Annotated in this window: 14 protein-coding genes; 5 read left to right on the top strand and 9 right to left on the bottom strand. The window is 40.1% G+C overall.

The features are described from left to right. Nucleotides 1-4 precede the first annotated feature (4 nt). Both ytxJ and CKV81_RS01335 read right to left on the bottom strand, forming a co-directional pair. Complete coding sequence (gene ytxJ, locus CKV81_RS01340; RefSeq protein ID WP_095069661.1) at nt 5-379, bottom strand: bacillithiol system redox-active protein YtxJ; 375 nt, start codon at nt 377-379, stop codon at nt 5-7. After that, nucleotides 376-795 (bottom strand): DUF1569 domain-containing protein, encoded by a 420-nt coding sequence (locus CKV81_RS01335; RefSeq protein WP_258454612.1) that lies wholly within the window; start codon nt 793-795, stop codon nt 376-378. The genes ytxJ and CKV81_RS01335 overlap by 4 nt, the downstream gene beginning before the upstream one ends. A gap of 183 nt (nt 796-978) precedes the next feature. Between CKV81_RS01335 and pncA the strand changes: the two genes are divergently transcribed. Beyond that, nucleotides 979-1,584, top strand: a complete 606-nt coding sequence (gene pncA, locus CKV81_RS01330; RefSeq protein WP_095069657.1) for a bifunctional nicotinamidase/pyrazinamidase — start codon at nt 979-981, stop codon at nt 1,582-1,584. A gap of 126 nt (nt 1,585-1,710) precedes the next feature. Here pncA and CKV81_RS01325 read toward each other — a convergent pair whose 3' ends face one another. Further along, nucleotides 1,711-2,085, bottom strand: coding sequence for a hypothetical protein (locus CKV81_RS01325; protein ID WP_095069655.1), 375 nt, complete (start codon nt 2,083-2,085; stop codon nt 1,711-1,713). A 7-nt stretch (nt 2,086-2,092) separates the two neighbouring features. Then, nucleotides 2,093-3,160, bottom strand: coding sequence for a pseudouridine synthase (locus CKV81_RS01320; protein WP_258454611.1), 1,068 nt, complete (start codon nt 3,158-3,160; stop codon nt 2,093-2,095). A 339-nt stretch (nt 3,161-3,499) separates the two neighbouring features. Here CKV81_RS01320 and CKV81_RS01315 point away from each other — a divergent pair, with 339 nt between their 5' ends. The 3 genes from CKV81_RS01315 (at nt 3,500) to CKV81_RS01305 (ending at nt 6,306) form a co-directional block, all read left to right on the top strand. Then, entirely contained in the window at nt 3,500-4,216 is a 717-nt protein-coding gene (locus CKV81_RS01315; protein WP_185116906.1) for a hypothetical protein, read from the top strand. Nucleotides 4,217-4,327: 111 nt separating this feature from the next. Continuing rightward, nucleotides 4,328-5,089: an NUDIX hydrolase gene (locus tag CKV81_RS01310; RefSeq protein ID WP_095069653.1), complete on the top strand. Its 762-nt coding sequence runs from the start codon at nt 4,328-4,330 to the stop codon at nt 5,087-5,089. A 35-nt stretch (nt 5,090-5,124) separates the two neighbouring features. Beyond that, the gene (locus CKV81_RS01305; RefSeq protein WP_095069651.1) at nt 5,125-6,306 is read left to right on the top strand and encodes an acyl-CoA dehydrogenase family protein; all 1,182 of its coding nucleotides are present in this window, start codon (nt 5,125-5,127) and stop codon (nt 6,304-6,306) included. 125 nt (nt 6,307-6,431) lie between these two features. Here CKV81_RS01305 and CKV81_RS01300 read toward each other — a convergent pair whose 3' ends face one another. Then, nucleotides 6,432-9,137, bottom strand: a complete 2,706-nt coding sequence (locus CKV81_RS01300; RefSeq protein WP_258454438.1) for a PD-(D/E)XK nuclease family protein — start codon at nt 9,135-9,137, stop codon at nt 6,432-6,434. Between the two features lie 14 nt (nt 9,138-9,151). Beyond that, the gene (gene rsmG / locus CKV81_RS01295; protein WP_095069647.1) at nt 9,152-9,787 is read right to left on the bottom strand and encodes a 16S rRNA (guanine(527)-N(7))-methyltransferase RsmG; all 636 of its coding nucleotides are present in this window, start codon (nt 9,785-9,787) and stop codon (nt 9,152-9,154) included. Nucleotides 9,788-9,880: 93 nt separating this feature from the next. Between rsmG and CKV81_RS01290 the strand changes: the two genes are divergently transcribed. After that, nucleotides 9,881-10,534 (top strand): metal-dependent transcriptional regulator, encoded by a 654-nt coding sequence (locus tag CKV81_RS01290; RefSeq protein WP_095069645.1) that lies wholly within the window; start codon nt 9,881-9,883, stop codon nt 10,532-10,534. A 46-nt stretch (nt 10,535-10,580) separates the two neighbouring features. Here CKV81_RS01290 and CKV81_RS13530 read toward each other — a convergent pair whose 3' ends face one another. From CKV81_RS13530 to gyrA, 3 genes are read right to left on the bottom strand one after another with little or no spacing between them, the layout of a single operon-like run. Further along, entirely contained in the window at nt 10,581-11,072 is a 492-nt protein-coding gene (locus tag CKV81_RS13530) for a tetratricopeptide repeat protein (protein WP_258454437.1), read from the bottom strand. Continuing rightward, on the bottom strand, nt 10,996-11,871 hold the full coding sequence (locus tag CKV81_RS01285) for a hypothetical protein (RefSeq protein WP_258454435.1): 876 nt from the start codon (nt 11,869-11,871) through the stop codon (nt 10,996-10,998). The genes CKV81_RS13530 and CKV81_RS01285 overlap by 77 nt, the downstream gene beginning before the upstream one ends. Before the next feature lie 50 nt (nt 11,872-11,921). Beyond that, nucleotides 11,922-14,600, bottom strand: a complete 2,679-nt coding sequence (gene gyrA, locus CKV81_RS01280) for a DNA gyrase subunit A (RefSeq protein ID WP_095069642.1) — start codon at nt 14,598-14,600, stop codon at nt 11,922-11,924. Nucleotides 14,601-14,629: the final 29 nt, after the last annotated feature.

Raw genomic sequence — 14,629 nt, 5'->3', positions numbered from 1 at the left:
ATCCTTAAACCAAATTTAAAGAAATAGCCTGATGTGAGGCGTTTCCAACTGCTATACCATTTTCCAAAACGATGATTTGCGGGCTTTGATGTTCCACACCGAACTGCTCAGCAATTTTATTTGAAAGGCTTCTGCAGGCCAGCAAATCTAGGTAGTAATAGTCAATATTCTTGTCAGAATTCTGAACTTCGTTTTCAAAGTTTTTCAAAACCGTACTGCTGATGAAACATCTTGTGGAATGCTTGAAAATAACCACTTTGTTACGATGTGATTTTTCGACAGCATCTTTAAGATCATTCTCATGACACATATTTTTCCAAAAAGTCTGCTGGTGGTTTTCGGGTTCGTTTTTTCCGAATATTTTATCAAAAAAACTCATAATCCAAACTGTTTTAAATGATGGTTAAGGTGCTTGTAGTGCATAAATCCCCAATCTTTGACATTCATTGTTCCAAAAAGCGCATGTTCCGAGAGCAGGTTATTTTCTGCTGCTTTTTGCAAAAAATCTTCGAGCGTAGCTAAAAGTTCTTCTCTGGTTTTATCAAAATTACAATTTTCTGTGATAACAACACATTTGAAAGTCGGCATATTAGGTGGAATCCCATTATTCAGCAGCCTCATTTCAAGTTTTGTGATAATGCCGACAGTCCTAAACAGCAAATTGATTTTTGGCAAAATAATTTTCCCGGTGGAAATCTGTATAATTCTGTCACAATGTCGCAGCATCTGTGCGGGTTTCATTTTGCCCCATTTTTTTTCAGAACATTCTGTGAGTTGTGATAATCTTTGTTTTATTTCAAGCAGATCCGACGGGTGCAGGAGTGTTTTTCTTTTCAATGAAAGGGTTATTTACTTTATCAAATTTAATGAAAATTTGCCGTTTTGTCTGTTAAAATATTTTGGCGGATTATTTGCGTAAATTTACAGTATTGAAGAGTTTTCTCATTATACCACTGAAAAATTTAATTATACTTTAAAATGAAAAAAGCCCTAATAGTCGTAGATGTACAGAATGATTTTTGTGAAGGCGGCGCACTTGCAGTTCCGGCAGCTAACAGCGTAATTCCATATATCAACCTTTTGATGGATGAAAATGAATATGACCAAATCGTTTTCACGCAGGACTGGCATCCGAAAGATCATAAAAGTTTTGCATCTACAAACGGTAAAAATGTCGGCGAGACCATCAACCTAAACGGAATTCCGCAGTTTATGTGGCCAGACCATTGTGTGCAGGGAACTTTCGGTGCTGAATTTCACAGGGATTTAAACGTTTCCAAAGCCACACACATCATCCAAAAAGGGAAAAACACTGAATTTGACAGCTACAGCGGCTTCCAGGATAACAACCACTTTATGAAAACCGGTCTGGAAGATTTCCTGAAATATCATGACATTCAGCTCGTCGAAATCGTAGGTTTAGCTCTGGATTATTGCGTTAAATATACCTGTATTGACGCGGTGAATGCAGGATTCATAACCTGTCTGCACTTTAACGGGACAAAGGCAGTAAATGTAAAGCCGGAGAACGGGCGCGATGCAATCTACCAGATGCTTGAAAGCGGCGTCACCGTTTTAGGTTAAAAGAAAGTAAGCCGTCTCGCGATTAGTGAAACGGCTTTTTTTTGAGATTTTTATCCATCTCATGGTGGTGAGAGGTTTTGTTAAACGATTCTCCGCCTAAATCTTTGGTTCTGGGACATTTTGTTTTCATAAGCTCCCGGCCGGAAGGAACGTGACACCTACACTCCCCAAATAATTTATTCTGCTACAAATATTCATTCTACAAATGGGATAATAAGGTGTACGCTTCAGTGCTTCCTCAAGCATGCCCATGATCTCATCATTGCAAAGCGCGGCTGATAGAATATACAAAGTGCGTCGGTCCTCGTTTACGAAATAATCTTCCTCAACGCTGAAATTCATATCCTTCACATTTTGTCTGTTGGTGGTATAATAACCGTCGAATTCAATCCCCAATTCTACACCCCGGTCGTGGATCTGATTTACGCATGGCCTTAAATATTCTTCCAAATTGCCTCGGGACTCCTGAAAATAAAATTCAAAATCCTCTTTGTATCCCATTTAAAGATTAAAGCATTTTCAAATTGTTCACTTCAAGTTCAGTTAAAATTCTCCAGTGTCCGCGTTTGATGTTCTTCTTGGTAAGGCCGGCAAACATTACTCTGTCAAGCGATTCAACTTCGTAGCCCAGTCTCTGGAAAATACGGCGGATTACACGGTTCCAGCCGATGTGGATTTCAATGCCGACTTCATTTTTGGGTTTGCCTTCGATGAATGAAATGCTGTCAACTTCGGCAACACCTTCCTCCAGCCTGATTCCCTCGGCAATAGCCCGTAAATCTTCTACAGAAAGTTTTCTGTCGAGTGTGACGTGATAGATCTTTCTTACATTAAAGGATGGATGAGTAAGTTTTTTTGTTAAATGCCCGTCATTGGTTAAAAGGATTAGGCCGGTCGTAGTACGGTCCAGCCTTCCCACCGGAAAAAGACGGTATGGCGATGCGTTAGCCACAAGATCCATTACAGTTTTTCTGGCTTTTTCGTCTTTGGTGGTTGAAATGTAGCCTTTAGGCTTATTGAGTACCACATAAACCGGTTTTTCAGGGGTGATGCTTTGCCCGTCAAAAACGACACGGTCGGTTTTCTGCACCTGGTATCCCATTTCTGTAACCACTTTTCCGTTAACTTCTACAAGCCCCTGTGTGATCAGCTCATCCGCTTCTCTCCTGCTGCATATTCCGGAATTGGCGATATATTTATTGAGACGGATGGTGTCCTTATGGATATCCTTTTCAATCTTTTGCAGGCGGCGTTGGTGAACGAAACGTTTATTTTTGTCTTCGTCTTTACCATCAAACTTCTTGAAAGGTTTTTTACCGTATTTCAGATTACCTTTTTCGTATTTATCCCGGGTGTCAAAGTTTTTCCCGCCACGCTTTGGTGCATAGCTTCTTTCGAAAGATTTAGCTTCACCTTTGGTAAAAAGTTTTGCGTCATGCGGAGTTCCCGGATCCTTCGGCTCCCTTTTTTCTCTCGGTTTTTCGGATCTTGGAACACGGGATTTTCCGGCATCTGATGATGTCGCTCTCGAAATTCTTGGTCGTCTTGATCTGTCTGAGTTATTATCCCGGCTCATTGATATAAAAATTTCTGCAAAGATAGGTTTTTTTGGATTGAAAGTACTTCTGTGCGCTGCAGTTGTAATCTGGTTTTTTTTAACACGAAGCATACGAAGTGTTTTTCTCAAAGCACTCTAAGTTTTTCCGGGTCTAAATGCTCAAGGCTCAATTAAAATTTTGTTGAAACCTAAGATTCGGTCTTTAGGCGAAGTTTGTCTCACAAATTTTAAAAAGTTTGTGAATCCTCTTTATAACTCCATGTACTTAACTAAACAGGTACCGAAAAATACGCCATTACTTGTCATAACTTCATTTAATTTCCTAATTTTGAAAGCGACAGTTTTTAAATATAAAAAATGAAAAAAATACTGATTTGTTCGATGATTGCCGTGGCTGCAGTAAGCTGCAACAAGAAAACTGAAACTTCAAATGTGAATTCCGCTGATTCCTCGGGTGTTTTTACGGATGAAGAAAGCGTGGCCGATTCCACACTTGCAGCAACCACAGGATGTTATATGCAGGTGACTGGTAACGATACGCTTTTTGCTCAGATTGATGACAATCTCGGTACGGTTACCGGCAAACTTCATTATAAAAATCACCAGAAAGACAGCTCATTCGGCGATTTACTCGGAAGTTCAGTTGGTGATACTATAAAAGTTGATTACACCTTTCAGTCCGAAGGCTCACTTTCCACCAGAGAAATCTGGTTCCTGAAAAAAGACGGCAAACTGCTGGAAGGCATTGGCCCTTTTGATAAAACGGGTGAAAAATACGCCAATTATAAAAACATAAAATTTGGCGACGGCCATGTTCTGGATGCGGTAGACTGTAAAACGATTGCCAATAAATTTCCAGAAGTCACAGTTTCATCTAACTTAAATTCTGCGCCGGCTGAGCCTGTCCCGGTTGCTGATACAAAACCTGACGCGAAAGAAGAAACGAAAACCGCTCCAAAACCGGAAGAAAAAAAGGAGGTAAAAACAGAAAGCAAACCGGCTGAGAAAACCGCGGCAAAAAAATCTGAACCCAAAAAATCCGAATCGAAAACAACAGAAATCAAAAAGAAATAAAATCAGAAAGAGCAACCCAACGGATGCTCTTTCCTTTTATCAACGGTGTGAGAAACTCCTATTATCTCATAAGAATAAATTAATGATAACTTTGTATTAAAGGTTGATCTGATGAAGAAAATTGATGATTCAAAAAACAGGCAATTCCTTCTTGACTTAATCAATACTAAAGACTTTGTTGAAAATCTCTCCGTCGACTGTGCGATATTTGGCTTTCATGAAGATAAACTCAAAGTTCTGCTTTTAAAATACCATGATCTGGACTTATGGTCCATTCCCGGTGGCTTTATTTTTAATGATGAAGATCTTCGCGAAGCTGCGGAAAGGGTTTTATATGAAAGAACCCATTTGAGTGGACTGTTCCTCAGTCAGTTTCATACGTTCGGACGCAGAAACAGAACCGAAAACAATGTTCATCAAATTCTGCTAAAAAATAAAGGTATCGAAGTACCTGAGAACCATTGGATTTATAACCGTTTCATCACGGTGGGTTACTGCAGTTTGATCGATTATACTTTGTCCGAGACTTTTCCGGATGCCTTCAACGAATCGATTGAATGGTTTGATGTGGATAAGCTTCCGCAAATGGCTTTTGATCACGAAAGAATCATCAGTGAAGGTTTGCAGCACATCCGGAAAAATCTTGACACACAGCTTGTTGCCTATAACCTTTTGCCTGAAAAATTCACAATGAATGATCTGCAGAAGCTCTATGAGACAGTTTTGGGCGAAAAATTCCGCCGAAATAATTTCCAGCGCAAAATGTTGAGTCTGGGAACATTGGAAAGGCTTGAAAAATTCTTCGACGGTTCACCAAACAAGGCACCTTATCTTTATAAATTCAAAGAAAGTGAAATCAATTTTTCGGATTAAGGATAAAATCTTAAATTAGGGAAAATTTATTTCAAATGTCCTATTATCCTTTAAATTCTATCCCGGATTACTATTTCTTAGACACTTTACTTACTGAAGAACACCAACTTATACGCCAGTCAGTTCGCGATTGGGTGGAAAGTTTTGTAATGCCTAAAATCGACCAAGCCGCACAAGACCACACCGATTTGCCAAATCTGATGAAAGAACTTGGAAATATTGGCGCTCTCGGCCCTTATATTCCGGAAGAATACGGTGGTGCAGGACTGGATCAAATTTCCTACGGACTCATCATGCAGGAGCTTGAAAGAGGCGATTCTGCCGTACGTTCCGCAGCATCAGTACAGAGTTCTCTCGTTATGTTCCCGATTTTCGAATACGGTTCTGAAGATCAAAAAAGAAAATATTTACCAAAACTGGCAGCAGGTGAAATGATCGGCGCTTTCGGGCTTACAGAGCCAAATCACGGCTCGGATCCGGGTTCTATGGAAACTCATTTTACAGACAACGGTGATCATTATTTGCTCAACGGTGCCAAAATGTGGATCACCAATGCCCCGCTTTGCGACATCGCTGTGGTTTGGGCAAAAAATGAGGAAGGAAAAGTGCACGGACTTGTGATAGAACGAGGAATGGAAGGCTTCACAACTCCAGAAACTCACAATAAATGGTCGCTCCGCGCATCCAAAACGGGTGAATTGGTTTTCGACAATGTAAAAGTTCCGAAAGAGAATTTGTTGCCAAATGTTTCAGGGTTGAAAGGGCCACTGTCCTGCTTGAATTCAGCACGTTACGGAATTTCCTGGGGCGTTATTGGTGCGGCAATCGACTGCTATTGCACAGCTGTTCAATATTCCAAAGAAAGAAAACAGTTCGGTAAACCCATTGCCTCTTTCCAGTTGCAGCAGAAAAAACTGGCGGAATTTTTAACCGAAATCACCAAAGCGCAGCTTCTTTGTTGGCAGCTCGGAAACCTTAAAAACGAACATAAAGCCTCTCCTGCACAAATCTCGATGGCAAAAAGAAATAACGTGAAAATGTCAATTGATATCGCCAGAGAATCACGGCAAATGCTTGGCGGAATGGGTATTATGGGCGAGTTCCCAATGATGCGCCACGCTGCAAACCTGGAATCCGTAATCACTTACGAAGGTACCCACGACATTCATTTGTTGATCACAGGCATGGATATTACAGGAATCAACGCTTTTTCCTGAGAAGGCATAAAAAAGACAAAAAAAACAGCACAGAGTTTATGATGCTATTATTACATCAAAAATTCTGTGCTTTTTGTTTGAATAAATTTTTAAAATATTCGCGAATCAGTGGAAAAAGCCAATAGTTAGAACTCAAAATCTGCTTTCAGCTTTTCTTCGAAAGCTTTTTCAGGGTTCAGAATGTCAAGGATCAGGTTTTTAATTGAAATCATTGCGGAGTCCAAATCGCCGTCATTAAAGTTTAGAACCTGGACGCCACTGTTAACTTCAGCAAAAGACCAAATTCCGGCCTCAACCTGTGAAACGTGCAAATCCGGCTGATTTTGAATGTAATAAAGATAAATACAGAGTTGCAGTGCCTGTTTGAATTTATCGTCCATAAGCAGTGTTTCGGTTTTGTTATTACCCCTGGCAACAAATGTCAAATTTAAATTTTTTGCCTTTCCGGTTTTGTAGTCGATGACTCTCAGCGTTCCGTTAAGCCGGTCAATCCGGTCAATAAAACCCCGGAACTTAACAGAATCTGCCTTATCATCATCCAGGAAAAATTCAAGGTTTTCAAATTCTTTTTCCAGCTCGATAATTTCAAGTCTGTTTCCTTCTTTTACCAGTTTTAAATCCTGCTGAATGATGTTTTCCACCACACGTTTGGCGATGGATTTATGAACAAAATTCATTCCCCGCTGATAAAATTCCGGCTGATGTTTCAGTTTTTCAATAGAAATGTTTAAAGCTTCATCTATTTGAGTAATTAAATCATGTAAATCCTTTTCCGTTAATACTTTACCTTTAATACGTTCATAAAGCACTTGAAGTGAAAAATGTACCAGATTTCCATAATTTCGCTGGGATAATTCTTCTTCAATTTCATCGGATTCACGGGTTTTTAATACATAATTCAGATAAAACTGAACCGGATCATAAAGATAACCTGTAAGGTGCGACGCAGAAACGCTCTCCTTCCATTCCTCCAGCCTTTCCAAAACAGAAGAAGTTTTTATGATTTTTATAGGTTGAGCATCTACCGGTTCGGAAGTATTTTCGATAATAATTTCTTCAATCCTGTGCGGATTTTCCATTTCGAGCTGGGTGATAAATCTGCTCTTTTCACCGGTGTTTACGCCCGAAGTGAGGGCGTTGTACATCAGATAAACATTTTCAGATTCCTGAATCAGTCTGTAAAAATGATAAGCATATATACTGTCATTCTCGAGGAAGGTGTGAAGCTTGTGTTTTTCCCTCACATCAAACGGCAGATAGGTGTTTTGCGAATTTCCGAGCGGTAATTTACCTTCGTTCACCGAAAGCATGATCACGTTTTTGAAGTTCAGCAAACGGGTTTCCAAAAGCCCCATAATCTGCAGTCCTTGAAGCGGCTCTCCCTTAAAATCAATGGTTTCCGTATTCACAAGATTGTTGATCAGAACTTCCAGCGTTTCCATTTTTATTGGAAAAGTATAAGTCGAAATCTGATTTTTGATAATCCTGAAAGATTTCTCGAAGTGTGAAATGTTCTCAAACTGAATATCATCCAAATTTTTGAATTTCAACTTCAGACAGAACTTAACCAGTAAATCAAGATATTGCGGGGCATTTTCAGCTTTCTGAAATAATTCAAAAAATGATAGATTGCCAAGCATCTCCTGCAAACGGCTTGCAGATAGATAAACCATATTTCGCTCTGTTATCTCGGCATTGAATTTGGAGATGATCTCAGCATCTCCCTTATCATTCGGCAGCGCTTCCAGAACGGCGAGAATGTCGTTATAATAATAAGAACCGGTGTTTTTTTCAAGTTGCTTCTGAATATAAAAAATATGCTTCACCGCGTTGCTGAAGGCCAGATTTTTCAGCGGGAAACCCATCGTAATATTCAGGTTTTCGACAGAATTCAAAGCGTCTAAACTTGCAGGCAACAGGTTTTCATCCAACAAAACGACTGCGGTATCACTAAGATTTTCAGAATGTATTTCTTTGAAAATTTCCGGCAGAACTTTCGTCTGCGTGATGTTTCCGGAAACTTCAAAAACTTTTATGTTTTTAGGATGGCTGAATTCGGCATCAATCCATTTAAAATCCCGATTTTCATTGAATTCTTTCCAGTTTCGGTGCTTGCGGAGAAATTTTCCGGCTTCCTGCCTTTCGTCCTGAATATAATATTGGTCTGCCTGAAAAAAACACTGTGCTTTGTCCCACTGCAAAAGGTTTCTCACCAACGATTCTTCAACGGGCGTAAAAGCATTGAAGCCGCAAAACACCAGTTTATCCTGTGTATTTTGTGTGAAATTTTCAATATTTTCTCTGGCAATTTTGTGTATCATTCCCGAAGTCGCCCATCCTTTTTCATGGAGTTTTTTCTTTAACTCAGGAAGAAATACATTCATTTTTCTCCAGAAATCGAGGTTGCGTTTTCTGGTCTCGGTGTGTTCGCCCAGATTTTCGCCCCAGTTTTTAATGCGTTCCTCAGCAAACATGTAATCCAGCACTTCCCTTTCATCATCGGCAAATTTCAAAATATCATCCCAGTCCTTCAACAATGTCTGAAACCACTTCAGAAAGTTTGAAAAATCTTCTTCGTAAATATTCCGGTACACTTCAAAAGCAAAAAGCCATAGCGCAATCCCCTGAATCTGTTGCTGACCGGCAATTTTTTGAATCAGTTCTTCGATGGTGAGAAAATCGGGCAGCAAACCGGAATATTCTTTTTCTGCCAAAATTCTTTTGATGAAAACCACCGGCCTTTTACCAGGAAGAACGATTGTAAACTGTGACAAATCCTTGTTTTGGAAAAGCAATTCGGTGATAATTCTGTTGAGAAATGAGTTCTGCAAGGTTTCAGTTTTTTTTATGAATTAAAATTTCCTTTCGAGAGATAAACCACTTTTTTGGTATCGAAAAATTCTTCTTCAAAATAATTTTTCAGGTTAAAAATTTCACATTTTATGCCGGCAAGTTCTTCCGCGAGATCTCCGCCCTTCAAATATAAAACACCGTTATGTTTCGGATTGAACTGTTCCTTTTCAAATTTACCTTTCAGCCAACGCAGAAACTCCGGCATCTGCGTTACTGCGCGGCTTACTACAAAATGAAATTTTTCTTTTAGTTTCTCGGCTCTGCCATGAATTCCGGTTACATTTTTTAGTCCGATACCCTCAGCTACTGCATTCACAACCGTAATTTTTTTGCCTATGGAATCAGTGAGCGTAAACTGTACTTCAGGAAACAAAATTGCCAGCGGAATTCCGGGAAATCCACCGCCAGTACCGATATCCAGAACTTTGGTCCCCGGTGCAAATTCCATAATTTTTGCAATTCCCAGAGAGTGCAAAATGTGTTTTTCATAGAGCGACTCCATATCTTTTCGGGAAATCACGTTGATTTTTGCATTCCATTCTGTATAAAGTTCTTCCAATTTTTCAAACTGGAGTTTCTGCGCTTCGGAGATTTCAGGGAAATATTTTAAAATAAGATCTATGGCCATGTTGAAGGTATAATGACAAATTTAATACTTTAAAACTTTAAATTAAATTGTTAGAAATAAAAATACATGACCCTAACTTTGTATCTTTGGCGTATGACGACCTTGACTGAAGAAAATTACCTGAAAGCCATTTATCATTTAACCGAAAAAAATCAAACGGTTTCGGTGAATGAACTAAGCAAATACCTAAAAATCAAAATGCCGAGCGTAAACAGCATGATGAAAAAGTTTGCAGAGAAAAATTGGGTAATTTATGAAACCTACAAGCCGCTGCAGATTACTCCTGAAGGCAGAAAACGCGCCGCATTGGTCGTAAGGAAACACCGTTTGACGGAAATGTTTTTAGTCGACAAAATGGGTTTCGGCTGGGAACAGGTCCACGAAATTGCGGAACAGATCGAACATATAAAATCTGAACTTTTTTTTGAAAAGATTGATGAACTGCTGGATTATCCCAAGACGGATCCGCACGGCTCGCCCATTCCGGATAAAAACGGAAATATCATCAAATTAAACTACCGGAAACTGAGCGAATGCAAACCTGGGCAAACCGTTATTTTCAAAGCGCTTTCGGAATCGCCGAATGACCTGCTTAATTACCTTAACCAAAAAAAACTCTCCTTAAAAACGGCGATCGAAATTATTTTTATAGAACCTTTTGATAAGAGCATAACGGTGAGTTACAGCGGGAAGCAGGAAATTTTCAGCAATTTGGTCTGTGAAAAACTGCTTGTGGAAAAAGCATAAAAAAACCGGGAAATTTCCCGGTTTCAATATTTTACAATCCAGAAGTTTATTTCTTCTGCATTGCCGCTTCCTTAGCTTTAAACTCCTGGAATTTGGCTTCGTTACGCGTTGTTTGATACAGGCCTTTCAACAGCGAAACCGCATCGATATTGTTTGGTTCAGCTGCATACCATTTTTCAGCGTAAGGCAAAGCTTTTGCAAATCTTGCTCTTCTCGCTTCCATAATCTTGTTTGCTTCAGCAGATTTCTGAGCTTTTCTTAGGGCATTGTACTGATCTATATACTTGCTGTCGTTATCCAGATCCATCAGCAAATAAGTCATATTCTGATAAGCCGGGCCGTAGTTTGGATCCAATTCAACAGTTTTGGTGAAATAACGCAAAGCTTCTTCAGTTTTCGACGGATCCTTGCTCGCAAGTACACCTAAATTGTACCAGCTTACTTTGTCCTGTGGATTTTTCTCAACCTGAGCTTTTAAGCTGGCAAGAAACTGATCCGTTTTTTCCGGATTTGTAATAAGCCAAGCCCTGAACTTCACCTAATTTGATGTTTTTTGGGAATTTCTGAAGACCTTTTGCTGCAAGGGCAATAGCATCATCGTATTTACCTGTGTCGAGCATCAAACTGGCATTGGTTTCATACAATTCTTCCTCAACGCTTTTGCTGGTCTCAGTTTTAAAATCTGTGTAATCGCCGTTTGCGGTTTTTTTCATCAGATCCCACGATGTTTTATCCAACTCCTCTACTGCGCCGGATTTTTTATTTTTTGCAAAATATTTTGTCTCAACACCAGTGTACCCGGAATTGATCAAATCGTTGTAAGCATTAATCGCGTTTGCTTTATCTTCTGCCAAAGCATAAGTGATTGCAGAATAATAAAGGTACTGCTTGTTATCCTGCCCAGCAGCCCTCAAGAGATCGTAAACTTCACGGAACTTTGGACCGGCAACTGCATAATTTTTTGCGTTATAAGCATCCATCGCAGCTTTGTTTGATGCCTGTACGATTGGGCTAATTGTACCACCAATTTTACCAGCCAATGTTGGGGTGAACTTACTGGTCTTTAACCCGTTGATTTTAGCTAGAGTACTTGCTCCTTCGCCGATGTTACCTGATTTTAACAGGGCAATGCCTTTCGCATAATAAAGTTTTTCCAATAAAGCCGGATCTACGGACGACGTGTTAGCGCCGATTACAGCCTCCGCAGCTGAGACCTGAGTTTTCGCTGCAGCTACATCACCAGCTTCAATAGCTTTAAACGCGGCGTTGATTTCTTTTTTCTGAGCAAAAGCAAAAGTTACTGAAACCATTGCCAGGCTTAACATTATTTTTTTCATTGTTTTTATACTTTAATATTTTGGATTAAATTTAAATAAAAATGTTAAATCTAAGAGTCATGATCGTCCTGATCTTCATCAGACTGATTTTTCTCTTTCTCAATTTTTCGGTTCTCTTTTTCCTCTTCTTTTTCTATCTTCTTCAGGTAAGATTCATCGCCCATATTGCTGATGGCGTTGTCGCCAGTTTGCGGAGCCTCAGAAAACTCGATGTTATCGCTGTTTACGGCACCTGGTAATGCTTCTGTACTTACTTCATCTGCATCATCTTCCACATCACTGTCCATTTCTACTTTCGCGATGGCGGCAATTTCATCATTATTTTTAAGATTAATAACTTTCACGCCCTGGGTATTTCTGCCCATCACACGAAGTTCATCTACACTCATTCTGATTGCCACTCCGGATTTATTGATGATCATCAAACCGTCACCGTCAACAACATTTTGAATAGCAATCAGATTACCGGTTTTCTCCGTAACGTTTAAGGTAATTACACCTTTTCCGCCACGGTTGGTTACACGGTAATCCTCTACTGCGGAACGTTTTCCATAGCCTTTTTCAGATACTACCAAAACGCTTTCATTCGCCACGTCATTCACAACAATCATACCAATAACTTCATCATTATCCTCAAGCGTGATACCGCGTACTCCGATCGATCCACGACCTACTGCCCTTGCTTTTTCTTCAGGGAAGCGGATGCATTTTCCGTTTTTGGTTGCAATCATGATTTCAGAGTTTCCGTCCGTCAATCTCGCTCCTAAAAGCTGGTCGTTATCACGGATTTCTATTGCATTGATACCATTCGTCCGCGGTCTTGAGTAAGCTTCAAGAGATGTTTTCTTCACCGTTCCGTTTTTGGTAATCATTACCACGTTCATCTGGTTAATATAATCACTGTCTTTCAGGTCATTGGTTCTGATGTAAGCTTTCACCTTATCATCCGCTTCAATATTAATTAAATTCTGAATTGCTCTTCCTTTTGCAGTACGCGAACCTTCCGGTATTTCAAAAACCCGCAGCCAGTAACATTTTCCTTTTTCGGTAAAGAAAAGCATGTACTGGTGGTTGGTCGCATTTACAATATATTCAAGGAAATCTTCGTCTCTGGTAGTAGCAGCTTTGTTTCCAACTCCGCCCCGGCTCTGAATTCTGTATTCTGAAAGTGAAGTACGCTTGATGTATCCTGCATGAGAAATCGTCACTACCACACTTTCGTTCGGAATAAAATCTTCAATCGACATATCGCCGCCCGCATAATCAATTTCAGTTCTTCTCTCGTCGCCGTATTTTTCTTTGATTTCGAGCATTTCGTTTTTAATGATTTCAAACCTTCTTCCTTCGTTGGCAAGAATGTCTTCCAAATCTTTAATTAATGCCATAATCTCTTCATATTCCGCACGGATCTTATCGAGCTCCATTCCGGTAAGACGTGCAAGCCTAAGGTCGAGAATTGCCTGTGCCTGAATATCAGAAAGCTCGAATTCACTCATCAAACCTTCTTTCGCTTCCTGTGGCGTAGCACTGTGGCGGATGATTGCAATGGCTTTATCCAGCGATTCCTGCGAGCCGATCACTTTCATAAAACCTTCAAGAATATGCGCTCTCTCTTTGGCTTTTTTTAGTTCAAACTCGGTTCTTCTCACCACAACCTCATGACGGTGATCCACAAAATGGACGATAATATCCTTAAGGTTCAGCTGTTCCGGCCTGCCGTGAACAAGTGCGATATTATTTACACTGAATGAAGTCTGTAGCGAGGTATATTTATAAAGTAAATTTAAAACAACATTTGGAATGGCATCATTTTTAAGTTCGTAAACGATACGCATACCCCGTCTGTCCGATTCATCACGGATTTCGTGGATTCCTGTCAGTTTTTCTTCTTTTACCAGTTCCGCAGTTCTGGCAATCATTTCTGCTTTATTAACCTGGTAAGGAACTTCGGTAACAATAATTGCGTTTCGGTTTCCAATTTCTTCGAAATTTACTTTGGCACGAAGGATAATTCTACCCCTTCCAGTATGGAATGCATCGCGAACGCCTTCATAACCGTAAATAATACCACCAGTCGGGAAATCCGGCGCAATGATGTGTTTCATCAGCTCATCGACGGTTATTTCGCGGTTGTCGATGTAGGCACAGATCCCGTCCACCGCTTCTGAAAGGTTATGCGGCGCCATATTGGTTGCCATACCAACTGCAATACCAGATGCCCCGTTTACAAGAAGATTAGGAATTTTTGTAGGTAAAATGGAGGGTTCTGTCAGTGAATCATCAAAGTTATTCTGGAAATCCACTGTCTCTTTATCAAGGTCAGCCAGAATTTCGTCAGAAATTTTCTTAAGCCTTGCTTCTGTATAACGCATTGCTGCAGGCGGGTCACCGTCCATGGAACCAAAGTTACCCTGCCCGTCAACCTGCGGATAACGCAAACTCCACGGCTGCGCCATACGCACCATTGCATCATAAACCGAACTGTCGCCGTGCGGGTGATACTTACCAAGAACATCACCGACGATTCTGGCAGATTTAAGGTGTTTTCTGTTTGAAAAAACGTTCAGGCCGTACATGCCGTACAAAACTCTTCTGTGCACCGGCTTCAGGCCGTCTCTTACATCGGGTAACGCTCTGGAAACAATAACCGACATCGAATAATCGATGTAAGAGGATTTCATTTCATCAACTATGTTGATAGGAATTAACTTTTCTCCTTCTGTATTCATATACTACACTAATAAAATGATTTTCAAGG

It is taken from the genome of Chryseobacterium taklimakanense (genome assembly GCF_900187185.1).
In the GTDB taxonomy this organism is placed as follows: domain Bacteria; phylum Bacteroidota; class Bacteroidia; order Flavobacteriales; family Weeksellaceae; genus Planobacterium; species Planobacterium taklimakanense.
The sequence above is the reverse complement of the archived record's forward strand: the minus strand, read 5'-3'. Positions and strand labels throughout refer to the sequence as shown.

Excerpts from the sequence above, each read along its gene's own strand:
- ytxJ (WP_095069661.1), bottom strand. The coding sequence starts at position 379 with ATGAGTTTTTTTGATAAAATATTCGGAAAAAACGAACCCGAAAACCAC.
- pncA (WP_095069657.1), top strand. The coding sequence starts at position 979 with ATGAAAAAAGCCCTAATAGTCGTAGATGTACAGAATGATTTTTGTGAA.
- CKV81_RS01325 (WP_095069655.1), bottom strand. The coding sequence starts at position 2,085 with ATGGGATACAAAGAGGATTTTGAATTTTATTTTCAGGAGTCCCGAGGC.
- CKV81_RS01320 (WP_258454611.1), bottom strand. The coding sequence starts at position 3,160 with ATGAGCCGGGATAATAACTCAGACAGATCAAGACGACCAAGAATTTCG.
- CKV81_RS01315 (WP_185116906.1), top strand. The coding sequence starts at position 3,500 with ATGAAAAAAATACTGATTTGTTCGATGATTGCCGTGGCTGCAGTAAGC.
- CKV81_RS01310 (WP_095069653.1), top strand. The coding sequence starts at position 4,328 with ATGAAGAAAATTGATGATTCAAAAAACAGGCAATTCCTTCTTGACTTA.
- CKV81_RS01305 (WP_095069651.1), top strand. The coding sequence starts at position 5,125 with ATGTCCTATTATCCTTTAAATTCTATCCCGGATTACTATTTCTTAGAC.
- rsmG (WP_095069647.1), bottom strand. The coding sequence starts at position 9,787 with ATGGCCATAGATCTTATTTTAAAATATTTCCCTGAAATCTCCGAAGCG.
- CKV81_RS01290 (WP_095069645.1), top strand. The coding sequence starts at position 9,881 with ATGACGACCTTGACTGAAGAAAATTACCTGAAAGCCATTTATCATTTA.
- CKV81_RS01285 (WP_258454435.1), bottom strand. The coding sequence starts at position 11,871 with ATGAAAAAAATAATGTTAAGCCTGGCAATGGTTTCAGTAACTTTTGCT.
- gyrA (WP_095069642.1), bottom strand. The coding sequence starts at position 14,600 with ATGAATACAGAAGGAGAAAAGTTAATTCCTATCAACATAGTTGATGAA.